Genomic DNA, 21,785 nt, shown 5'->3' with positions numbered 1-21,785 from the left:
CCGTGTGGGCGGGTTAAACTGAACCTTCGCCCTTTGCAAGAGGGCTGCCACGCTTTTGCGGACGCTTGCCACCTGCTTTGCCCTGCTTTTTTGAACGGCCCAAAAGCAGGCTGATCCGAGGGAATGTCCCGCTTTCCATCCTTGTGCGCGATTGCAGCACCGGCGTGTTTTCCGACACGCTGGGTGTGCCTTCGCGCAAGACGATATACATGCCGCTGGCAATGATCACGGCCGTCCCGACCAGCGTATAGCTGTCAACCGTTTCATTGAAGAACAGATAGCCATAGATCGCCGCCCAGACGATCTGCGAATATTGCATCGGGGCCACGATGATCGCGGGGGCCGCCCGATAGGCGCGGATGATCAAAAGGCCACCACACATGCCGAACATCGCCAAGACCGCCGTCAGCCCCAGATCACGCGCCTCCATCGGCACATAGACGAAGGGCAGGGTCAGCCCCATGACCAGAAAGGTCAGCACCATCGGATAAAGCATCAGCACGACTGAGCGTTCATCCTGCCCAATCTTGCGCACCAGAACCGAGGTCAGTGAACCCGACAGCGCCGCCAGCAAGGCCGCCGCATGGCCCAGCGCCAGATCGGCACTGCCCGGACGCAACACGATGATCACCCCGATCAGGCCGACACCCACAGCAATGCCGCGCCGCAGGCCAACCTTTTCGCCAAGGATCGGAATGGCCAGCAGCGTGATCAGCAGCGGCATGGCGAAAAAGATCGCATAGCACTGCGCTAGGGGCAGTTGCGAAAAGGCATAAAACCCCGCCCCGCCGTTCACGACGGCCGAGATGGACCGCACCGCTGTCCACCACGGATGTTTCGGGATCAGGTTGCCGTCGGTCTTGTCCCCCATCAAAAGGAAGGTGACCAGTGGAAAGCTCATCAGGCAGGAAAAGAAGATGACCTGAAAGCTGGAATAATGCCCGCCCAGGAATTTCACGATGACATCGTGGGTCGCGTAAATGCCGAAAGCGGCCAGCGAAAACAGCGCGCCGCGCAGGTGGTGTGATTTGGTCATGATCATTCAGGCTCGCCCGGCCCCCACGGCCCGGCTTGCCCCTTTCTGGCCCAGTGTTAACGTTCCTGCAAGGGGAAGCCCGGAGCTTTTACCTCACGATTTCCTACAGAATCTGAAAGATTCCCGGCCATTCGTCACGCCTGATTGCCACCACCGCGCAGCTTGTTGAACAGCCACATCACCGGAATGATCAGCAAAAAGGCCCCTTTCTTCAGGAAGGCCAGAAGCACCAGCAAAAGGCCGGTCTTGGCGGCCACCTTGCCTGCGATCAACCCCCCGATGCCCACGGCGGCGACGGTATCCACACCTGGCTGGAAATCGGCATAGCGGTTGCCTTCGGTAAAGCTGACCATCTTTAGAACGTCAGGGGCAGCCTGCTTGACCTCGGGCAGTTGTTCCATCCCGGCGATGAAACTGACGATCAGCACGCCCTTGCGGCCCAATTCGCGGATGTCATAGTTCAGTGTATCGCTTTCGGCCCCTTCGAATTGCAAATGCTTGGCCCAATACAGCTCTTTGGTGGCCTTGTCGTAATGGGGCGGTTCGGCCCAGCCGACCAGCGTGATCCGCTCATAGCCGTTCTGAACCCGCCATTCGTTGCTATCCGCCGTGTCAGCCTTCATCGCCCCCAGCATTTCGTCATAGTCATAAGAATCGGCGTCTTCGTCCGAAACATAGCCCATGGGATCATAGCTAATCGGCACGCCCCAAGAACCCGACCAAGCCCAGCCATCACGCGGAAAGATCATCCCTGTTACCGATGGGTCCGGCGGATTGCCCCACATCTGCTCCAGCACAAGCTGGGCATCGGTGGCATCCAGAAAGTAATATTCCTCGGGAACCACCAGTTCGGCCATGCCGTCCCCGGTGGTCACCTTGCCCTGATGCAGATCCAACTGGTCGACCAGCTTGCGGTCTTCCTCGGTCAGCATGGCATAATCGTCAGGGAAGAAATCCTTGATGCCCTCGGCGCTTGCCATTTGGGCGGTCAGCGAAAGGCAGGTTAGCAGAATGGCAGGCAGAATGCGCATGGGTTCAACTCCGGGCTTCAATGACAACCGTTTATCCGGATCACAAAGCCGTTACAACCACAGGACGCAGAAACAGAAAAGCCCCGGCAAGCCGGGGCTTCTCGCAATGGTCGAAAGGTCAGAGACTGGCGTCCAGCGCGGCCAGAATCTTGTCACCCATGACGCTGGTCGAAACCGGGCTGCCGCCTTCGGGGCCCAGCAGATCCGCCGTGCGAACGCCGTCGGCCAGCACCTTTTCAACGGCCTTTTCGACGCGTGTCGCCTCGTCGCCCATGTCAAAAGAATAACGCAGGGCCATGGCGAAGGACAGGATGCATGCGATGGGGTTGGCCTTGCCCGTGCCTGCGATGTCGGGGGCCGAACCGTGGACGGGCTCATACAGGGCCTTCGGGCGACCGTTGGCCATCGGCGCACCGAGAGAGGCCGAGGGCAGCATGCCCAAGGAACCCGTCAGCATCGCCGCCGCGTCGGACAGAAGATCGCCAAACAGGTTGTCGGTCACGATCACGTCGAACTGTTTCGGCCAGCGGCAAAGCTGCATGGCGCCGGCGTCGGCGTACATGTGGGAAAGCTCCACATCAGGGTATTCCTTGTCGTGGATTTCCTGCACCACATCCCGCCAAAGGATGCCGGATTCCATCACATTGGCCTTTTCCATCGAGCAGACCTTGTTGCCGCGTTTCCGGGCTAGTTCAAAAGCCGACCGCGCGACACGGGCGATTTCGCTTTCGGTGTAACGCTGGGTATTGATGCCGACCCGTTCGTTGCCTTCCATGAAGATCCCGCGGGGTTCGCCGAAATAGACGCCGCTGGTCAGTTCGCGGACGATCACGATGTCCAGACCGGCCACCACTTCTTTCTTCAGCGAAGAAAAGTCGGCGAGGGCGTCGAAACATTGGGCGGGGCGGAGGTTCGAGAACAGGTCCATCTCTTTCCGCAGCCGCAAGAGGCCGCGTTCCGGTTTCACGCTGAAATCCAGCTTGTCATATTTCGGCCCGCCGACCGCCCCCAGAAGCACCGCATCGACTTCCTGAGCCTTGGCCATCGTGGCGTCAGTCAGGGGGGTTCCGTGGGCATCGTAGGCACAGCCGCCGACCAGATCTTCGGTCACGTCAAACTGGACGCCCCGCTTGGCCCCGAACCAGCCGATGATCTTTTTCACCTCGGCCATGACTTCCGGGCCGATGCCGTCGCCGGCGAGGATAAGAAGGGAAGGATTTGCCACGGAAATGCTCCTGTTCTGGCGGACGGCACGGGCCTAGCCAAGGACGGGCCGGGGGTCAAGGGCTGGCGGGTGGGGAGCCGGGGCTTTTCACGCGTGAAATTCCGACTAATATATTGCTATTAAATGATTTTCCTTGGAGGATTAACCGAATATTTACTGTGAGGCCCGCTTACCTGCCCACTCCTCTATCCGCAAAGACTGACTGGAGGGGCGGATCGGCCACGAGGCAAAATGGGATGAAAGGGGCATGTTTGGCTTTGACCTTAATCCCGAAAACCCAAGTGTCCTGAGGTCACGCTGCCAAGCCTCGGTCGATCTGCGCGCATAGGGCCGTGACCGCCGCGGGGGGTCGCTGCTGCGGCTGTTTCCCTTGATTTATGGTTCAGCCCCGAAAGAGGTCGCGCTTATGCCCAGCGTTGCAATCGCGACCGCCCGGGGGGCGGCGGTCGCGGTCCGGCTGGTCGCCGGTCGGGACGGGGGATCAGCGTGGTTCGTCAGGGTTTTTGTAGGTGGCCCATTCCGAGCCTTCCGGCTGCGGCAAGTCTTGGGGGGCGTGATCCTTGTGCAGATGCACCTTGGCCAGAAACAGCGCCGACACCGGGGCGGTGATGAAGAGGAAAATCAGCACCAACAGTTCCTCCCAACTCGGCTGGCCCTGCGTCCCTTTGTGGACAGCACTGGCCAGCAGCACGGCCCCGACGCCGACGGTGGAGGCTTTGGTGGGGGCGTGCAGGCGTTGCATCGGTTGGCGGAGTTTCCAGAGACCGAAGGAGCCGATCAGGCCAAAGACCGCACCGATGATGAGCAGAAGGGTGATGAGGATATCGGTCATTCGATGATGTTCCCGCGCAGAAGGAATTTGGCGAGGGCGACGGTGGAGACAAAGCCGGTCAGGGCGAAAAGCACGGCGATGTCGAAGGCCAGATCAGAGTCATTCTGGATGCCGTAAAGCACGATCAAGGCGATGACATTGACGACCATCGTATCCAAGGCCAGCACCCGGTCGGCCATGGTGGGGGCGCGGAGGATGCGAGCCATGGTGAGAAGGAGGCCTGCGGCAAAGCCTCCCATAGCGAAGGTCAGGGCGATGTCGATCATCCGAAGATCCTTATGAGGCGGGATTCGTAGCGGTTCTTGATGTCGTCGCGGATGGCGTCGGGGTCGGGGGCGTGGAGGGAATGAATCAGCAGGGCGCGGCCATCGGTGGAAATATCGGCGGTGACGGTGCCGGGCGTAAGGGTGATGGTGGCGGAGAGAAGGGCAATCGCCTCGGGCGTTTTCAGGTCAAGCGGCACGGTGATGAACCGCGACTGGATGCGATCAGGGGCCATGAAAAGGATGATCTTGGCGACGGCGATGTTGGCCAGAATGATGTCCCATGTGACGAGCAGGATATAGGGGATCAGCAGGAAAGGCCGGGCGATGGGGGGGCTGTCGGGCCAATAGGGACGGGTCAGCAGGGGAATGGTCAGGGCGAGGATCAGGCCCAGAAGGATGTTGCCAAGTCCAAGGTCGTTGACGAGCAGCAGCCAGACGATCAGCAGCGTGGCGGATAGGACGGGATGGGGGAGGATACGCTTCATGGCTTGGCCCCCATGGCGGGAAGGTCATTGGCCTGAACATAGGCGATGGGGTCGTGCAGGTCTTGGGCGATCTGTTGCAGGGCGGGGTGAATCTGGCCTGCAAAAAGGGTGAGGGCCACCAGCGACAGGATCAGTGCGACAAGGGCAAAGCGCGCCAAGGGTGGGATCTGGCCGGTGGGTTGTGCGGCGATCTCATACCCCTTCCAGAAAAGCAGGCTGCCAGAGCGGGCGAGGCCGAGCATCAGGAGGAGGGAACCCAGAAGGATGGTGGTCCAGACCGGCCAGACCGGAAGGGATTGGAGGATCAGCAGTTTGCCAAGGAAGCCGGAGAGCGGGGGCATTCCGGCGGTTGCAATGGCTGCGACAAAGAACAGGGCGGCAAGCGTTCCGGGCAGTGGGGGGCGGGCTTGCGTCAGATCGTCGCTGTTGCGCAAGGTTTGGACCTGATCGGTGATGAGGAAGAGGAGGGCCCCGGCGAGGGTGGAGTGGATCATATAGTAAAGCGTGGCGGCGGTGACGGCGGGGTCTAGGGCCGACAGGCCGATAAAGACAGTGCCCATGGAGGCGACGGCGGCAAAGGCGGCCTGGCGGGCAAGGCCTTTGGCCCCCAGAACGCCCAGCGCGCCGATGATGAGGGTCAGCATTCCGGCGGGGGCAAGGAGGGTGCCGAACAGCAGTTCGGTCGTGCCCTTGGGCAACATGACCGAGCCGAGCCGGAGGGTGGCATAGGCGCCAACCTTGGTCATGACGGCGAAAAGGGCGGCCACCGGGCCGGGGGCGAGGGCATAGGTGTTGGGCAGCCAAAGGTGGAGGGGGACAAGGGCGCCCTTGATGGCAAAGACAAGCAGCAGCAGGACGGCGGCGACACGGGTCAAGGCCATGTCGCCATCGGGCAAGGCGGCGATGCGCTGGCCAAGGTCGGCCATGTTGAGGGTGCCGGTCATGCCATAGACGGTGGCAAGGCCGATGAGGAAAAGGCTGGAGCCGACAAGGTTGTAGGTGACGTATTGGACACCGGCGCGGATGCGGTTTGTGCCGCCGCCGTGGACCATGAGGCCGTAAGAGGCGATGAGCAGAACCTCAAAGAACACGAAAAGGTTGAAGGCGTCGCCCGTCAGGAAAGCGCCGTTCAGGCCCATGAGTTGAAAGAGGAAAAGGGCGTGGAAATGGCGGCCCTTGCGGTCCCATCCGGTGCCAAGGACGTAGATCTGGACGGCAAGGGCCAAGAAGGCCGTCAGGATCAGCATGAGGGCGGCCAAGCGGTCCAGGACCAGAACGATGCCAAAGGGGGCGGGCCAGTCGCCAAGGCGGTAGAGCTGGGGGCCATCCGTGGCGATGGGCCAGAGGGCCAGCGCGAGGGCCAGAAGGGCGGCGGTGCCGCCAAGGCCCATGGCGCGCTGAGCGGCGGGATGGGCGCGGAAGAACAGCAGGGTGATGGGGCCAAGCAGGGCAGGCAGGACGACGGGGAGGATGATGAGATGGGTCATGGCTCGTCCCCTTCGGACATATCAACGCGGTCATGGCCTGCACCCAGCCAAGCGCCAAGGGCGAGGATGGTGATGACGGCGGTCATGGCGAAGGAAATCACGATGGCGGTCAGGACAAGGGCTTGGGGGACGGGGTCGGTATAGGTGGTGACGCCGGATTGCAGAATGGGGGGGGCGCTGAGGCGCAGCCCACCGCTGGCAAAGATGAACAGGTTGACAGCGTAAGAGATGAGGGTGAGGCCAAGGATGACGGGGAAAGAGCGGCCGCGCAGCAGCAGATAGGTGCCGACAGCGGTGAGCAGGCCGATGGCGGTGGCGAGATAAAGTTCCATCAGATCCTCCCCTCGCCCGAACGGATACCCAGACGGGCGATGGAGGCGATGGCGAGTTGGACCGCGCCCAGAACGGTCAGGAAAACGCCAAGATCAAAGAGGGCAGCGGTGGCGAGTTCGAATTTGTCAAGCGGCGGGAGGGTGACATAGCCGAAATGCGAGGTGAGGAAGGGAAGGCCCCAGGCCCAGGCCCCTGCCCCGGTGAGGCCCGCGATCAACACGCCCGCGCCGATGAGGGCGTGATGGTCGATGCGGAGGCGGCTTTGGGTCCAGCCAAAGCCGGAGGCCATGTATTGCATGAGAAAAGCGATGCCGACGACGAGACCGGCGATGAAACCACCGCCGGGCATGTTGTGGCCGCGCAGGAAGATGAAGACTCCGGTGAGCAGGGCCAAGGGCAGAAGGGCGCGGGTGACGGTGACAAACAGCAGGGGATGGCGGTCGCCGGCGTCGCCTTCGTGCGGGCGGAGGGACTGGAGGCGGTCGTTGGCAGGACCGGGGGAAAGAAGCTGGTCGATGAGGGCATAGATGACAAGGGCGGCGATGCCCATGACGGTGATCTCGCCAAAGGTGTCATAGCCGCGGAAATCGACGAGGATGACGTTGACGACATTGGTGCCGCCGCCCAGCGTCTTGGCATTTTCCAGATGGTATTCGGCGATGGACGGGAAGGCCATCTGACGGGTCATGAGGGCATAGATGAGGGCACCGACACCAAGGCCGGTGAGGGCCGCGATGGCCCCATCGCGGATGTGGCGGGGGATGGGATCTTCGCGCGGGGTTGCCTTGGGCAGGAAGTTGAGGGCGAGCATCATCAATAGGACGGTGACCACCTCGACCGTGAGTTGGGTGAGGGCGAGGTCGGGGGCGGAGAGATAGGCGAAGGCGGCGGAGACGATCAAGCCCACGACCGAGGTGAGGATGAGGGCCAGCAGACGCTGGCGGTGAAAGCGCAGGATGGCGAAACTGGCGGTGATCAGCACGAGCCAGCCGACGAGGGCCAACCCCTCGCTGGGGAGTGGGGGGCGGGTACCGGGCAGATGGGGGGCGGTGGAAAAAGCCCAAGTTCCGGCGGCCAGAAGGACGGCCAAGGCGATCATCAGGGCGCGGGTCTGCGCGCCGTTATGGATTAGGGCGGTGATCGCCTGCGACAGGCGGGCGGAGCCACCGATCAGATGGGCAAAGATGCGTTTGCCTTGCGGTTTGGGTGTGCCTTCCCACAGGGCCAGCAGGCGGGGGAAGAGGGACAGGGCCATGAGGCCCAGGCCGAAGGCCGCTAGGGACATCCAGAGGGCGGGGCTGTGCAGGCCATGCCAGTGGCTGATGTGGACATCGCCCCCCTGCCCTGTGACCGCCCCGGCGCTGGCATTGACGATCCAGCCTGTCATGGCCATTGGGGCGAGACCGATCAGCACGACCAGAACCACCAGCAAGGCGGGCGGCAGCCAAAGGCCGGGGCCGGGATCGTGCGGCGGATGGGGATAATCGGCGCGGTCGGGGCCAAGGAAGACATGGGCGATCAGGCGCAGGGAATAGGCGACGGACAGCCCCGCGCCCAAGGTGGCGAGCAGGCCGATGACCCAAGGGGAGACATGGGCGGCCTCTTCCAGCATCATTTCCTTGGACAGAAAGCCATTCAACGGCGGAACACCGGCCATCGACAGGCTAGCGATCAGCACCAGCGCAAAGGTCACGGGCATCAGGCGACGCAGGCCGCCCAAGCGGCGGATGTCGCGGGTGCCTGCCTCATGATCGACAATCCCCGCGGCCATAAAGAGGGCGGCCTTGAAGGTCGCATGGTTCACGATGTGAAAGACGGCGGCAATGGCGGCGGCTTTGCTGCCCAGCCCCAGAAGAAAGGTGATCAGCCCCAGATGGCTGACGGTGGAATAGGCCAGCAGCCCCTTGAGGTCGTGCTGGAAGAAGGCGACCTTGGCCCCGATCAGCATGGTGATCAGCCCTGCCCCGGCGACCAGCCAGAACCATTCTGGCGTGCCCGAGAGGACCGGCCAGAGACGGGCCATCAGGAAAATGCCCGCCTTCACCATCGTCGCCGAATGCAGATAGGCAGAAACGGGGGTGGGCGCGGCCATCGCCTGCGGCAGCCAAAAGTGAAAGGGGAATTGCGCGGATTTGGTGAAAGCGCCCAGCAGGATCAGGATCAGGGCAGGCAGATATAGCGGTGAGGCCTGAATCTCGGCGGTTTTGGTAAGGATCACGCTGATCTGGCTGGACCCGGCGATCTGCGACAGGATCAGCATTCCAGCGATCATCGCAAGGCCCCCGGTGCCGGTGACGGCCAAGGCCATGCGGGCCCCCTGCCGCCCTTCGGGCAGGTGTTTCCAGAAACCGATCAGGAGAAAGGAGGAAAGCGAGGTCAGTTCCCAGAAGATCAGCAAAAGCAGGATGTTGTCGGAAAGGACAATGCCCAGCATCGCGCCCTGAAACAGCATGAGATAGGTCAGGAAGGGGGCGAAGGCGTCTTTTTCGCACAGGTAAAAGCGGGCGTAGGTCAGGATCAGCAGGCCGATGCCCAGGATCAGCAGAGCGAAAAGCAGGGCCAGACCATCCAGCCGCAGGGTAAAGGACAGGCCCAGCGCCGGAAGCCAATCTTGCGCGTAGGTCGGGGCCTGCCCCGACATCACGGCAGGAATATCGCGGGCGACAAGGATCAGGGCCAGGGCGGTGAAACTGGCGGTCAGAAGCGTGAGTGGGCCACGCCCCAGCCGTGGGAACAGCGCGGGCATCAGCGCGCCCAGAAAGGGCAAGGCAGCGACAAGGGCCAGAGTCATGGGCGGTCTTCCGTTCTGTTGATCCCCGCACGCCGTCCGCCGCGCAGGGTTTTGCCTAAGATGGGCATGGGGCGGCGGAGGTCAACCTTTTTTGGATCATAAGGAGGCAGGTTTGTCCCTTGTCTTGGCCGTAGGCGGAGCCTAGGCAAGCTGCGGCTTTCTGGAGGCTTTCATGCTGGCAGCCCTACGCTTTGTCTTTGGTCATGCGCCGCTGCGGATTGCGGCGATCACCATCTTTTTCGTGGGTTTCACCAATGCGGCGATCCTGCCCTATCAATCGCTGATCGGTATCCGGCAGTTGGGTCTGTCAGAACAGGCTTTTGGTGCGCTGATGTTTGCGGCGGCGCTGTTTGCGACGCTTGGGCAGGTGGTGATCGGGCATTTTTCGGATCAGGCGCGAAACCGGAAACAGGCGGTGCTGCTGTCAATGGCGGCGGGGGCCTTGGGTTATGGGCTGTTCTGGGCCTTACCCAGCGTTCCGGCCTTTGTGCTGTGCCTGCTGGTCGTGGCCCCGGTGGCGAGCGCCAGCTATGCCCAGCTTTACGCGAGTGTGCGGGCCGAGACGTTGCGCGAAGGGTCGGGGCTGGTGGCGGCGGTGAATACGGTGATCCGGTCGATCTATGCCGCAAGCTGGATTCTGGTGCCGGGGCTGGTGGGGGCGGTTGTCGCGTTGACGGGGCAAGCCTCGGATGCCTTTGGGCTGGCGGCTTTGGCCTATCTGGCCTGCCTGCTGCTGTATGGCCTGTTCGGGGTGGGTGGCGGGCGGGCGGAGGCTGTGGCGGGCGGGCGCGTGGCGGGGCTGCTATTGGCGTTTCGGCTGGTGCTGTCGGGGCGGATTTTGCGGCCAATGCTGGCCTTGGCGCTGATCGGGGTGGGGCATCATGTGAGCAATGTGCTGTTGCCGCTGATCGTGACGGGGGAATTGGGTGGGCAGGAAACGCAGATCGGCCTTTTGGCAGGGTTGAAGGCGGGGCTGGAGATTCCCTTCATGCTGCTGGGGGCGGCTTTTGTCAGCCGCTGGCCGGTGGTCTGGCTGATTGCCTTGGGGGGTGGTTTGCACATCGTCTATCTGCTGGGGCTGACGCAAGCGACCGCGATGCCGCAGATCTATGGGCTGACGGTGTTGAGTGCGGCGGGCGATGCGGTGCTGCTGGCGCTGCATATCGGCTATCTGCAAGAGCTTTTGCCGGATCGTCCGGGGCTGGGGACGGCGCTGTTTTCGGTGCAATCGCTGATGATGAAGTCGCTGGCGGCGGGGATCGTGGCCGGGGTCGGGCTGGTCTTTGGGCAAGGCGGGGCCTTGGTTCTGGCGGCGGTGCTGGTGCTGGGCGGGACGGTGGGGATCCTTTGGCTGGACCGGCGTTGAGGGGTCAGACTTCGATCTGGCTGCTGGCGGGGTCAAGCAGGTAGCGTTGGGAAAGGGGGACGGCGGCCGCGCCAAGGGCGCGGGCGGCGGGGCCGACGGTGCCTTCGCGGATCAGGGGTGGGGTGACGCCGGAGAGGTCAAGGCGGTGGAGGGCTTTGGTGGTTTCGGCGACCATCATGGCGCGGACATCGCGGGGCATCCAGCCGTCGATCATGACGGTGTCGATCTCGATCAGGGTGGCGGCGGAAAGGATGGCGCTGGCAAGGCCGGTGGCGGATTCCTCAAGCCAGCCGCGCAGGACGCCGGAGCTGACGCGCCAATAGTCGGGCTCCTCCCACAGGGCTGCGGAATATTCGCCGGCGGCATCCATCGCCTCGGCCAGACGGTACATCGAGGCGAGTTCCAGAAGGCGGGTCATGCGGCCATCGGGGCCGGGGACGGGCATGGGGCCGACGCCGGCGGCATTGCCGGTCTTGCCGGTGAAAAGGCGGTTGTTGAGGACAAGGCCGCCGCCGATGAAATAGCCGAAGTAGAAGTAGAGGAAATCGCTGGGGCGGTCGCCCTTGCCGAAGACAAGCTCTGCCCCGCAGGCGGCGGTGGCGTCGTTCTGGATGGTGACGGGCATGCGGGCGATGGCCGCGAGTTCGGCACCAATGTCACGGGTGCGCCATTGGTCCATTTCGTCTTGGGGGGCGTGGATGTGGTCGATCCAGGCCCAAAGCTGGAAGGGCATGGCGATGCCCATGCCGCCGACCCTTTCGCGGGCGGCGGGGGGGAGGAGGGACAGGAGGGCGGGCAGCGCCTCGGTCACAAAGCGGACGACTTGGTCGGGGGTGGGGTAGCGATAGATCCAGCGGCGGGTGCCGACGACCTGGCCGAGAAAGTCAATGAGGGTGAGGTCGGCCGAGCGGCGACCGATCTTGAGGCCAAGGAAATAGGCCCCGGCGGCATTGAGGGACATGGGGACGGAAGGCTGGCCGATGCGGCCACGCTGGGGTTCGCCGCGCGCAAGGAAACCGTCCTGTTCCAAGGCGCGCATGATGACGGAAATGGTCTGGGCGGAGAGGCCAGAGAGGCGGGCGATGTCGGTTTTCGCCATGGCGCCATGCTGGCGCAGAAGGGAAAGGACGAGGCGTTCGTTGTGGGCGCGCATGCCGGATTGGTTGGATCCGCGCAGGCCGCCAACCGGTTCGGGCCCGGTTTTGTCTTGTGTCAGCTCTGCCCCTGCCCTGCCGTTCATCACACCCCAACAACACCTTTGCGCAGGATCACATTGGCATAAAGCGCCTGTTCGGAGGTCGCCACCACGCAATGCGCCGCCTTGATGCGCGGATACAGGTCGGCCCCGGCCAATGGCAAGACCTGAAACGATTTCGCTACTTGGCCGCAAAAGGCATCGAATTCGTGGTGGAACGGGCCTTTCTGCGCCGGATCATTGTGCAGCGCGGCGCGCATCAGGGCGGGCTGGTCGCGGTCCAGCGGCATGACCTGAAGGATGTCCGCCACCAAGGCCATGACGCCATGGCCATCGGCGCGGATCAGACGGCGGGCATGTTCCAGCGCCGGGTAGTTGCCATCCACAATGGCAATCTCATCGCCGTGGCCCATGGCGCGCAGGGTATAAAGCAGGTCTGGCCCCAGAAGGGGCGGGATTCCGATCAGCATGGCGGCTCCTCCGTCCGGGCAGACTGCGCGGGGGGCGGGGTTCTGTCAATATTAAATCAGAGTGATTTATTTATCTTGACCTGAATCGGGGAATCGGTTTGTTTGGGCGCTGTCACGATGGCCGGGAGGGTATGGCCGGGCATCGGGGCGGGGGCTTTGCCCCGTCAGTCCTAGGGAGGAAACAGGATGAAATTTGCAACAAAGGCCCTGATCGGGGCGGCGACGCTGGCGCTGATGTCCAGCACGGCGACGGCCCAAGAGGTTTCGGCCTGCCTGATCACGAAGACCGATACGAACCCCTTTTTCGTGAAGATGAAAGAAGGGGCGGAGGCCAAGGCGGCGGAACTGGGCGTGACCTTGAAAGCCTATGCAGGCAAGGTGGACGGCGACCATGACAGCCAGGTGGCGGCCATCGAAAGCTGCATCGCGGATGGGGCAAAGGGCATTCTGATCGCCGCCTCGGACACCAAGGCCATCGTGGATGCGGTGAAAAAAGCGCAAGAGGCGGGGATGGTGGTCATCGCCTTGGACACGCCGCTGGACCCGGCCGAAGCCGCCGATGCGACCTTTGCAACCGACAACCTTGAAGCCGGTCGTCTGATCGGGGCCTGGGCCGCAGCGACGATGGGCGACGGGGCAAAGGATGCCAAGATTGGCTTCCTGGATCTGGTGCCGTCGCAGCCGACGGTGGACGTGCTGCGCGATCAGGGTTTCATGATCGGTTTTGGCATCGACCCGAAAGACCCCAACGTGATCGGCGACGAGGATGATCCGCGGATCGTGGGCCATGACGTGACCAACGGCAACGAAGAAGGTGGCCGCAAGGCGATGGAAAACCTGCTTCAGAAAGACCCCGAGATCAACGTGATCCACACGATCAACGAACCGGCAGCGGTCGGGGCCTATCAGGCGCTGAAGGCGGTGGGGCGTGAAAATGACGTGCTGATCGTGTCGGTGGACGGTGGTTGCCCGGGCGTGGCCTCGGTCAAGGACGGGCAGATCGGGGCGACGTCGCAGCAATATCCGCTGCTGATGGCGGCGCTGGGCGTGGAGGCGATCAAGAAATTCGCCGACACCGGTGAAAAGCCGCAGCCGACACCGGGCAAGGCCTTCTTTGACACGGGCGTGGCGCTGGTCACGGACAAACCGGCGGCGGGCGTCGATTCGATCGACACCGCGAAGGGGACCGAGCTCTGCTGGGGCTGAGGGGCGCAAGAGTGTTGCGCGGAGACTGAGGTTTCCGCATGATCCCGAAAGGGGCCAGACAAGGGCGGCCGAGGAGGGCCGCCCTTGTTTTCAGAAGGCCAAAGGGGAAAGCCCCAAGGCAGGAGGGGATAGGATGAGCCAACCACAGGAATTCGAAAAGGTTCTGACCGGCAGCGTGACGACCGTCGCGCAGTTCGAGGACCACAAGTCGGGGCTGAAACGCTTGCAGCATTTCCTGCATTCCAGCCCGGCGATGGTGCCGCTGATCGTGCTTTTGGCGCTGATCCTGTTCTTTGGAATTGCAAAGGGCGAAAAGTTCTTTTCCGCCTATACGCTGACGCTGATCATGCAGCAGGTCGCCGTGGTGGGGATTCTGGCTGCGGCACAGACCTTGGTGGTGCTGACGGCGGGGATTGATCTGGCCATCGGTGTGATCATGGTGCTGTCCTTTGTCATCATGGGCAACATGGTGGTCAGTTACGGCATGCCTGCGGGCGTGGCCTTGATCGCCGGGTTTCTGGTGGCGGGGTTTTGCGGTTGGGTGAACGGGTTTCTGGTATCCAAGCTGAAACTGCCGCCCTTTATCGTGACGCTTGGCACGTGGAATATCATCATGGCGATCTGCCTGATCTATTCCGAGAATGCGACGATGCGCGAGGCGGATGTAACGGCGGCAACGCCTTGGCTGCATATCTTTGGCATCAGCTTCAAGATCGGGCCGGCAGTGGTGACCTTGGGCGTGCTGGCGATGATCGGCCTGTATGTCGTGCTGTGGTACATGCTGAATTATACGGCCTTTGGACGGCATATCTATGCTGTGGGGGATGACCCGGATGCCGCCGAACTGGCGGGGATCCGCACCAGCAAAGTGCTGACGGCGACCTATACGCTGGCGGGGCTGATCGCGGGGCTGGCGGCTTGGGTGTCCATCGGGCGAAACGGGTCAATCTCGCCCTCGACCGTGGTGACGGATTTCAACTTGCAGGCCATCACCGCGGCGGTGATCGGGGGGATTTCGCTGTTCGGCGGGCGGGGGTCGATTCTGGGGGTGCTGTTCGGGACGCTGATCGTGGGGGTGATGAGCATGGGTCTGAACATGCTGAACGCCGATCCGCAGTGGAAGGTGTTGCTGACGGGGGTGCTGATCATTGGAGCGGTGGCCATCGACCAGTGGATCCGCAAGGTTTCGGGCTAGGGAGGAGATGACGATGGAACCCATTCTTTCGGCCCGCGGGCTGGTGAAACGCTATGGCCGGGTGACGGCCTTGGACCATGCGGATTTCGATCTGATGCCGGGGGAGATTCTGGCGGTGATCGGGGACAACGGGGCGGGCAAGTCGACGCTGATCAAGGCCTTGTGCGGGGCGGTGAACCCGGACGAGGGGGAGATTAGGCTGGAAGGTCAGGTGATGAATTTCACCAACCCGATGCAGGCGCGGAATGCGGGGATCGAGACGGTCTATCAAAATCTGGCCCTGTCCCCTGCCCTGTCGATTTCGGACAATATGTTTCTGGGACGGGAAATCCGCAAGAAGGGCTTGGCGGGCAGCGTATTGCGGATGCTGGACCGGGGGGCGATGGAAAAGCGGGCGCGGGACAAGCTGTCGGAACTGGGGCTGATGACGATCCAGAATATCAGTCAGGCGGTGGAAACCCTGTCAGGGGGGCAGCGTCAGGGGGTTGCGGTGGCGCGTGCAGCGGCCTTTGGATCGAAGGTGGTGATCATGGACGAACCGACAGCGGCCTTGGGGGTCAAGGAAAGCCGTCGGGTGCTGGAATTGATCCTGGATGTGAAAAAGCGGGGGATTCCGATCATCCTGATCAGCCACAACATGCCGCATGTGTTTGAAGTGGCGGATCGGGTGCATATTCACCGGCTGGGGCGGCGTCTGGCGGTGATCAATCCGAAGGAACATTCGATGTCGGATGCGGTGGCCTATATGACCGGGGCGAAAGTGCCGGAAGGGGCGGTGGCGGCGTGACACCCGAGGCCTTGGCGAGCCTGATCCGGGCAAGGGCCGAAGACCAGCCGGGGCGGTTTCTGACCGCCTTGGCGGGGCCGCCGGGTTCGGGCAAATCGACGATGGCAGCGACTGTGGTGCAAGCCTTGGGGCCGGGGGCGCGGGCGGTGCCGATGGACGGGTTTCATCTGGACGACCGGGTGTTGGAGGCGCGGGGGCTGCGGTCGCGGAAGGGTTCGCCCGAGACGTTTGACGCGGCGGGGTTTCTGGCGCTGGTGCATCGGTTGCGGGATGAGGAAGGGGAAGTGGCGATTCCAATCTTTGACCGGGCGATGGAGTTGTCGCGGGCGGCAGCGGATATTGTGCTGCAAGAGGATCGGTTTCTGGTGATCGAGGGGAATTATCTGCTGCTGAACCGCAGCCCTTGGGCGGATTTGCGGGGGTTGTTTGATCTGACCGTGATGATTGACGTGCCCGAGGCAGAGCTGGACCGGCGTTTGCTGGCGCGCTGGGCGCATCATGGGAAAACGCCAGCCGAGGCGCGGGCCTGGATTGATGGGAATGATCTGCCGAACATCCGCTGCGTGCAGCGGGAATCGGGGCGGGCGGATATCAGTCTGCGTTGGGACGCCTGAGGTCGCCAGGCATGGCGTCGAGCAGGGCATCGGGAATGCCGGTGTCGGGTTTGCCTTGGGCGAGCATTTCGCGGGCCTTGGCGGCCATCGCCTCGTACTGATCGCGGAATTGGGCGAGTTTTTCTTCGCTGAGTTCCTCAAGATCGAGCAGCGAGATATGGGCGCCTTCGGTGGCGCGGATCAGTTCGTCAAGCTTCAGCTGGATGGCCATGGTGTCGCGGTTCTGGGTGTTCTGGATCAGAAAGACCATGAGGAAGGTGATGATGGTGGTGCCGGTGTTGATGACCAGTTGCCATGTGTCGGAAAAGCCGAAGATGGGGCCGGAGATCAGCCAGACGACGATGGAGCCGATGGCCATCAGAAAGACGATGGGATGGCCGGTGAAACGGGCCACGGCCTTGGCCGCATCGGAATAGAGTTGTCCGCCTGCCATGTTATCCTCCTGCTGGTGGGGCCCATGCGCCGAGGCACGTCAGGTTCCCTGCCGCAAGACGGCGAGGGCTTGGCCTAGGGTCATTTTCTCACGAAAGGCGCCGCTTTCCAGAAAAATCGCGGTTTGGGCGATGACCTGGGGGTTCATCATCATCCAAGTATGGCTGACGGGCATGGTGAGATGGGCACGCATTCCGGCGAGTTTGGTGCTTTCGACGGAAACCTTGCCATCATCGGGGCCGTTGATCATCGAGGACCAGAAGGGATTGAGGGATCGGCTGCCCGCAATGATGCCCAGATCGTAATGGGCCTTGGGCAGGCTGTCGGGGACGCCATCCGTGCCCAGTTCAAGGCCCGCGGGGCCGTGCATCCAGCGGAAGGCGGCGATGCCGCCCAAACGATCCACAAGTTCCGATCCGTGGTTCGGGGGGGCAAGCATGACGACGCGGCCCAGTTGGGGGATGTCTTGTTCCGCCAGATAGCGGCGCAGAAGAATGCCGCCCATGGAATGGGTGACAACATGGATGCGGGCGTCTTTCGGGCAATGCGAAAGGGCTTTGTGCAGGGTGGTCTGCGCGAGTTCGGCGAGGGCCAGACGGGTGGAGGGATAGGATTGGTTGACGACGTGATAGCCGCGCCGGGCCAGCGCCGCCTCCATCACAGCCAGCGACTTTTCGGTGCGGGCGAGGCCGTGCAGCAGAATGACGCATTCGGCGGCGCGGGCGGGGGCCGGTCCGTGGTGCAGTGCCAGAAAGGCAAGGCTGGCCATCCGTTTGATCATGAGCCAAGGATAGGCTTGGGGCTGGCCGATGCCAAGGGGCGGCCCCGCCCCTGAACCCGTCAAGTGTGGAAAACCATGCCCCGCCCCAAGTCACCGCGTCTGGCTGTTCGTGCCCTGATCCTGCAAGACGACCGGCTGTTGCTGGTGAATGCTTTTCCGGGCGGGCAATCCGACCTGTGGTGCGCGCCGGGGGGTGGGGTGGAAACCGGGGCGAGCCTGCCGGACAATCTGGCGCGGGAGGTGTTCGAGGAGACGGGGCTGCGGATTGCTGTGGGCGAACCGGCGCTGGTGAATGAATTCCACGATCCCAGCAGCGGTTTTCATCAGGTGGATATTTTCTTTCGCTGCCAGATCGTGGGGGGCATTGTGTCCGACGATTGGCGCGACCCCGAGGGGGTTGTGAACCGCCGCCGGTTCTTTGCGCAGTCCGAGATGGGGTCGATCCGGTTCAAGCCGGACAGTCTGGTTGCGGTGGCCTGGGGCAAGGCGGCAGCGGCCTATGATCCGCTGGAGCGGATCGTGTTCTGACCCCTACCCTGCTGGAAATCACAGGGGCAGGCGTTCGATGGTCCAGCCCTTCTGTTCCAGCAGATGCAACACGCCCGTATCGCCGGACAGATGCAGCGCACCGAAGGCCACAAAGACCGTGCCCTTATCGGCGGCCTCTTCGATCACCGGAATCCATGCGGCGTTGCGTTCGGTCAGCATGACCTTTTCCATCAGATCGAAATCGGCGGTGATGTCGGCCTTGGTGAAACCGGGGCGGTCGCTGGCTTGGGCCAGGGCATTGTCGCGGGTCAGTTCCCAGATCACACGGCTGTTCTGGGCAAAATATTCCTCGGCGGTGGTGAAGGTCATGTCCTGAATATGGCTTTCCATTTGCAGGGACATTTCGATCATTTCGATCTGATCCTCAGCCGAAAGGCTGTCGATCATCTTGAAGAGCGTGTCATAGGGTTCCAGCGCCTGCACCGAGAGGCTTTTTTCGGCGGCGAGTTTCATCAGTCGCATATCCAGCCCATTTTCGCGGGCCGCGTCCAAGGCCATGCAGGGCGGGGCCGAAAGCGTCATGGCGGCAAACCAAGGGCGGAACTTGGCGGCCATAAAGCCCGGCACCTGCCGGGCGGCCATGGCGGTTTTCAGCTTTTTCCAGATGTCAGGGGGCAGTTGTTCCATCAGGCTGGGCCCTTGGGTCAGGAACATCATGCCGGGTTCGCGCGCCATATGGGCCTTGAGCTGGCGCACCTCTTGGGGGCCAGCCTCAACCAGCAAACGCCCGGCCTTATCAAGGAGGGGGGCGACGGATTGCATAATCGCGTCATGCCGCCGGTCATCCAGATGATAAGTGCCCAGAATCGTCACCGTTTGCCCATCCCGCGTGGCCTGCCAGAGATTCCCCTGCGGGAAGGGGGCGGCCATGGTCACAGCCTCAATCTCGGCGCGCTTGTCGGAGGGCATGGTGGTCAGCAGGTTAACGCCGCCTTCACATCCTGCCCGTAAAAGGCCTGCGCCCGCCAGAAACATCAGGGCCGTGGCGAGAATCAGCCGGGGAAGGGACGCGTATTTCATGGATACTCCTGCACCTGTTGGGCAAAGCCTTGCACAGGTCGGGCGGTTCCACCAAGCGCGATCACGCTGTCATCAAAATTTTGCGCGGCCGTTCCATGCCAGCGTGGTTGACAGCGCCCTTGGGCCTGCCTAAATGCCCCGCTGTTGGCACTCGCGACAATCGAGTGCCAATCTTATTCAACCTGGAACCCGAGGGAGTTAACCAGATGGCTTTCAAACCGCTGCATGACCGTGTTTTGGTCCGCCGCGTCCAGTCGGACGAAAAAACCAAGGGCGGGCTGATCATCCCGGATACCGCCAAGGAAAAACCGGCAGAAGGCGAGATTGTCTCGGTCGGCGAAGGCGCGCGCAAGGATTCGGGCGAGCTGATCGCACCGTCGGTTAAAGCAGGCGACCGCATCCTGTTCGGCAAATGGTCGGGCACAGAAGTGACGCTGAACGGCGAAGAACTGCTGATCATGAAAGAAAGCGACATTCTGGGGATCATTTCCTGATCGCTTTCGGACGGTGGGTTTCACCCACCCTTGACGAATGACTGATGGTGGGTTTCGCCCACCCTACAAATTCAAACCTATCCACAGACTGGAGCAAGCGAAATGGCTGCTAAGGACGTGAAATTCGACACCGACGCCCGCGATCGGATGCTGCGCGGCGTGAACGTGCTGGCTGATGCGGTGAAGGTGACCTTGGGCCCGAAAGGCCGGAACGTCGTCATCGAGAAATCCTTTGGCGCACCGCGGATCACCAAAGACGGTGTGTCGGTTGCCAAGGAAATCGAACTGTCGGACAAGTTCGAAAACATGGGCGCGCAGATGGTGAAAGAAGTCGCCAGCCGCACCAATGACGAAGCCGGCGACGGCACGACGACCGCAACGGTTCTGGCCCAAGCGATCATCAAAGAGGGCATGAAAGCGGTGGCCGCTGGCATGAACCCGATGGACCTGAAGCGCGGCATCGACCTGGCGACCAGCAAGGTTGTCGAGGCGATCAAGGGTGCAGCCCGTCCGGTGTCGGACAGCGCCGAAGTGGCACAGGTCGGCACGATCTCGGCCAATGGCGAGGCTTTCATCGGCCAGGAAATCGCGAAAGCGATGCAGAAAGTCGGCAACGAAGGCGTGATCACCGTCGAAGAAAACAAGGGTCTGGATACGACCGTTGAAGTCGTCGAAGGCATGCAGTTCGACCGTGGCTTCCTGTCGCCCTATTTCGTGACGAACCCGGACAAGATGGTCGCCGATCTGGAAGACGCGCTGATCCTGATCCACGAAAAGAAACTGTCGTCGCTGCAACCGATGGTTCCGCTGTTGGAATCGGTGATCCAGTCGCAAAAGCCGCTGATCATCATCGCCGAAGACGTGGAAGGCGAAGCCTTGGCGACGCTGGTGGTGAACAAGCTGCGCGGCGGTCTGAAGATTGCTGCGGTGAAGGCACCGGGCTTTGGCGACCGTCGGAAGGCCATGCTGCAAGACATCGCGATCCTGACCGCTGGTCAGGTCATCAGCGATGATCTGGGCATGAAGCTGGAAAACGTGACCCTGGACATGCTGGGCCGCGCCAAGAAAGTGTCGATCAACAAAGACAACACGACCATTGTTGACGGCGCTGGCGACAAGGCCGAGATCGAGGCGCGTGTCGCCCAGATCCGCACCCAGATCGAAGAAACCTCGTCGGACTATGACCGCGAAAAACTGCAAGAGCGCGTGGCCAAACTGGCGGGCGGTGTTGCGGTGATCCGCGTGGGCGGGATGACCGAAGTCGAAGTGAAAGAGCGCAAGGACCGCGTCGATGACGCGCTGAACGCAACGCGCGCTGCCGTGCAAGAAGGCATCGTTGTGGGCGGCGGCGTGGCGCTGATCCAAGCGGGCAAAGTGCTGGAAGGCCTGACCGGCGAGAACAGCGACCAGAACGCCGGCATCGCCTTGGTGCGCCGCGCTTTGGAAGCACCGCTGCGCCAGATCGCGCAGAACGCAGGTGTGGACGGGGCTGTCGTGGCGGGCAAAGTCCGCGAGTCGAGCGACAAGACCTTTGGCTTTAACGCGCAGACCGAAGAATATGGCGACATGTTCAAGTTCGGCGTGATCGACCCGGCCAAGGTTGTGCGGACGGCGCTGGAAGATGCGGCCTCGGTCGCGTCGCTCTTGATCACCACCGAAGCGATGATCGCCGACAAACCGGCGGACAAAGCCCCGGCGATGCCGGGCGGTGGCGGCATGGGCGGTATGGGCGACTTCTGATCGCCGGATCGCTGCGAGAATCAGGAAGGGCGGCCCCGCTTGGGCCGCCCTTTTTCTTGGCGATTCGAAACCTGGGCGCAGTCGGATTTTCGGCCTGACAATTGCCGAAATTGTCAGGCCAACAGAAACAGCCCGCCAAGACGGCTTGGGCCGATGCGCCGAGGAAAGTGCGATGTTCTGCTGAATTACATCACAATTTAAGCAAAGGTTTGCGGATTCTGGCGTTTGCGGGCGAAAGCGCACCAAATCGCGGCTGCGGATGTGTTTCCTGCCATGAAGAAACGATCTTGGGATTAACTATGGATTTGTGACAGACTGTCCCCAATTGTGCCATGATTGCTGATTAGCTGTTGGCTCGGGTGTGGGTTCAAATGGCGAGAGGCCGAATCTGTCCTGTGTTGGTTATGAGTGTTGAAACGGTGCAGCGGCCGATAGGGGCGTGATCCGGTT

The 21,785-nt window shown here is 62.3% G+C and carries 22 protein-coding genes; 8 read left to right on the top strand and 14 right to left on the bottom strand.

Annotated features, from left to right (window positions below):
• Window positions 1–13: 13 nt before the first annotated feature.
• The 9 genes from IE095_RS03350 to IE095_RS03310 all read right to left on the bottom strand — a co-directional run bounded on the left by IE095_RS03350 (window position 14) and on the right by IE095_RS03310 (window position 9,486).
• A complete protein-coding gene (locus IE095_RS03350; RefSeq protein WP_189410216.1) occupies window positions 14–1,036 on the bottom strand; it encodes a DMT family transporter in 1,023 nt (340 codons plus the stop codon).
• 134 nt (window positions 1,037–1,170) lie between these two features.
• On the bottom strand, window positions 1,171–2,067 hold the full coding sequence (locus IE095_RS03345; protein WP_189410215.1) for a DUF2167 domain-containing protein: 897 nt from the start codon (window positions 2,065–2,067) through the stop codon (window positions 1,171–1,173).
• Window positions 2,068–2,185: 118 nt separating this feature from the next.
• Window positions 2,186–3,292 (bottom strand): 3-isopropylmalate dehydrogenase, encoded by a 1,107-nt coding sequence (leuB, locus tag IE095_RS03340; protein WP_189410214.1) that lies wholly within the window; start codon window positions 3,290–3,292, stop codon window positions 2,186–2,188.
• A 481-nt stretch (window positions 3,293–3,773) separates the two neighbouring features.
• Complete coding sequence (locus IE095_RS03335; protein WP_189410213.1) at window positions 3,774–4,124, bottom strand: Na+/H+ antiporter subunit G; 351 nt, start codon at window positions 4,122–4,124, stop codon at window positions 3,774–3,776.
• The gene (locus IE095_RS03330; RefSeq protein WP_189410212.1) at window positions 4,121–4,390 is read right to left on the bottom strand and encodes a K+/H+ antiporter subunit F; all 270 of its coding nucleotides are present in this window, start codon (window positions 4,388–4,390) and stop codon (window positions 4,121–4,123) included. The genes IE095_RS03335 and IE095_RS03330 overlap by 4 nt, the downstream gene beginning before the upstream one ends.
• Window positions 4,387–4,875, bottom strand: a complete 489-nt coding sequence (locus IE095_RS03325) for a Na+/H+ antiporter subunit E (RefSeq protein WP_189410211.1) — start codon at window positions 4,873–4,875, stop codon at window positions 4,387–4,389. The genes IE095_RS03330 and IE095_RS03325 overlap by 4 nt, the downstream gene beginning before the upstream one ends.
• The gene (locus IE095_RS03320; protein ID WP_189410210.1) at window positions 4,872–6,362 is read right to left on the bottom strand and encodes a monovalent cation/H+ antiporter subunit D; all 1,491 of its coding nucleotides are present in this window, start codon (window positions 6,360–6,362) and stop codon (window positions 4,872–4,874) included. Before IE095_RS03320 ends, IE095_RS03325 begins: the two co-directional genes overlap by 4 nt.
• On the bottom strand, window positions 6,359–6,694 hold the full coding sequence (locus IE095_RS03315) for a Na+/H+ antiporter subunit C (protein WP_189410209.1): 336 nt from the start codon (window positions 6,692–6,694) through the stop codon (window positions 6,359–6,361). The genes IE095_RS03320 and IE095_RS03315 overlap by 4 nt, the downstream gene beginning before the upstream one ends.
• Window positions 6,694–9,486: a monovalent cation/H+ antiporter subunit A gene (locus IE095_RS03310; protein WP_189410208.1), complete on the bottom strand. Its 2,793-nt coding sequence runs from the start codon at window positions 9,484–9,486 to the stop codon at window positions 6,694–6,696. The genes IE095_RS03315 and IE095_RS03310 overlap by 1 nt, the downstream gene beginning before the upstream one ends.
• Before the next feature lie 172 nt (window positions 9,487–9,658).
• Between IE095_RS03310 and IE095_RS03305 the strand changes: the two genes are divergently transcribed.
• Window positions 9,659–10,852 carry an MFS transporter gene (locus IE095_RS03305; RefSeq protein WP_189410207.1) on the top strand — a complete coding sequence of 398 codons (1,194 nt, stop codon included), beginning with the start codon at window positions 9,659–9,661 and terminating at the stop codon, window positions 10,850–10,852.
• A 4-nt stretch (window positions 10,853–10,856) separates the two neighbouring features.
• Here IE095_RS03305 and IE095_RS03300 read toward each other — a convergent pair whose 3' ends face one another.
• A complete protein-coding gene (locus tag IE095_RS03300) occupies window positions 10,857–12,092 on the bottom strand; it encodes an ROK family transcriptional regulator (RefSeq protein ID WP_189410206.1) in 1,236 nt (411 codons plus the stop codon).
• A complete protein-coding gene (locus IE095_RS03295; RefSeq protein WP_189410205.1) occupies window positions 12,092–12,517 on the bottom strand; it encodes an RbsD/FucU family protein in 426 nt (141 codons plus the stop codon). The genes IE095_RS03300 and IE095_RS03295 overlap by 1 nt, the downstream gene beginning before the upstream one ends.
• Window positions 12,518–12,703: 186 nt before the next feature.
• On the opposite strand from IE095_RS03295, the gene IE095_RS03290 reads away from it, so the two are divergent.
• The 4 genes from IE095_RS03290 (at window position 12,704) to IE095_RS03275 (ending at window position 16,319) form a co-directional block, all read left to right on the top strand.
• Window positions 12,704–13,723 carry a sugar ABC transporter substrate-binding protein gene (locus IE095_RS03290; RefSeq protein ID WP_189410204.1) on the top strand — a complete coding sequence of 340 codons (1,020 nt, stop codon included), beginning with the start codon at window positions 12,704–12,706 and terminating at the stop codon, window positions 13,721–13,723.
• A gap of 133 nt (window positions 13,724–13,856) precedes the next feature.
• Window positions 13,857–14,918 carry an ABC transporter permease gene (locus IE095_RS03285; RefSeq protein WP_189410203.1) on the top strand — a complete coding sequence of 354 codons (1,062 nt, stop codon included), beginning with the start codon at window positions 13,857–13,859 and terminating at the stop codon, window positions 14,916–14,918.
• A 13-nt stretch (window positions 14,919–14,931) separates the two neighbouring features.
• Window positions 14,932–15,705, top strand: a complete 774-nt coding sequence (locus IE095_RS03280; protein WP_229804462.1) for an ATP-binding cassette domain-containing protein — start codon at window positions 14,932–14,934, stop codon at window positions 15,703–15,705.
• A complete protein-coding gene (locus IE095_RS03275; RefSeq protein ID WP_189410201.1) occupies window positions 15,702–16,319 on the top strand; it encodes a nucleoside triphosphate hydrolase in 618 nt (205 codons plus the stop codon). The genes IE095_RS03280 and IE095_RS03275 overlap by 4 nt, the downstream gene beginning before the upstream one ends.
• Here IE095_RS03275 and IE095_RS03270 read toward each other — a convergent pair.
• On the bottom strand, window positions 16,297–16,752 hold the full coding sequence (locus IE095_RS03270; protein WP_189410200.1) for a low affinity iron permease family protein: 456 nt from the start codon (window positions 16,750–16,752) through the stop codon (window positions 16,297–16,299). The two genes, IE095_RS03275 and IE095_RS03270, sit on opposite strands and share 23 nt — an antisense overlap.
• Window positions 16,753–16,791: 39 nt before the next feature.
• Entirely contained in the window at window positions 16,792–17,532 is a 741-nt protein-coding gene (locus tag IE095_RS03265) for an esterase/lipase family protein (RefSeq protein ID WP_229804461.1), read from the bottom strand.
• A gap of 75 nt (window positions 17,533–17,607) precedes the next feature.
• Here IE095_RS03265 and IE095_RS03260 point away from each other — a divergent pair, with 75 nt between their 5' ends.
• A complete protein-coding gene (locus IE095_RS03260) occupies window positions 17,608–18,060 on the top strand; it encodes an NUDIX domain-containing protein (protein ID WP_189410199.1) in 453 nt (150 codons plus the stop codon).
• An 18-nt stretch (window positions 18,061–18,078) separates the two neighbouring features.
• Here the strand turns inward: IE095_RS03260 and IE095_RS03255 are convergent, their stop codons facing one another.
• Window positions 18,079–19,101 (bottom strand): TraB/GumN family protein, encoded by a 1,023-nt coding sequence (locus IE095_RS03255; RefSeq protein WP_189410198.1) that lies wholly within the window; start codon window positions 19,099–19,101, stop codon window positions 18,079–18,081.
• A 206-nt stretch (window positions 19,102–19,307) separates the two neighbouring features.
• Between IE095_RS03255 and IE095_RS03250 the strand changes: the two genes are divergently transcribed.
• Both IE095_RS03250 and groL read left to right on the top strand, forming a co-directional pair.
• A complete protein-coding gene (locus tag IE095_RS03250; RefSeq protein WP_189410197.1) occupies window positions 19,308–19,595 on the top strand; it encodes a co-chaperone GroES in 288 nt (95 codons plus the stop codon).
• Between the two features lie 102 nt (window positions 19,596–19,697).
• The gene (gene groL, locus IE095_RS03245) at window positions 19,698–21,335 is read left to right on the top strand and encodes a chaperonin GroEL (protein ID WP_189410196.1); all 1,638 of its coding nucleotides are present in this window, start codon (window positions 19,698–19,700) and stop codon (window positions 21,333–21,335) included.
• Window positions 21,336–21,785 lie beyond the last annotated feature (450 nt).

This window comes from Neogemmobacter tilapiae, from assembly GCF_014652215.1.
GTDB lineage: Bacteria > Pseudomonadota > Alphaproteobacteria > Rhodobacterales > Rhodobacteraceae > Neogemmobacter > Neogemmobacter tilapiae.
The sequence above is the reverse complement of the archived record's forward strand: the minus strand, read 5'-3'. Positions and strand labels throughout refer to the sequence as shown.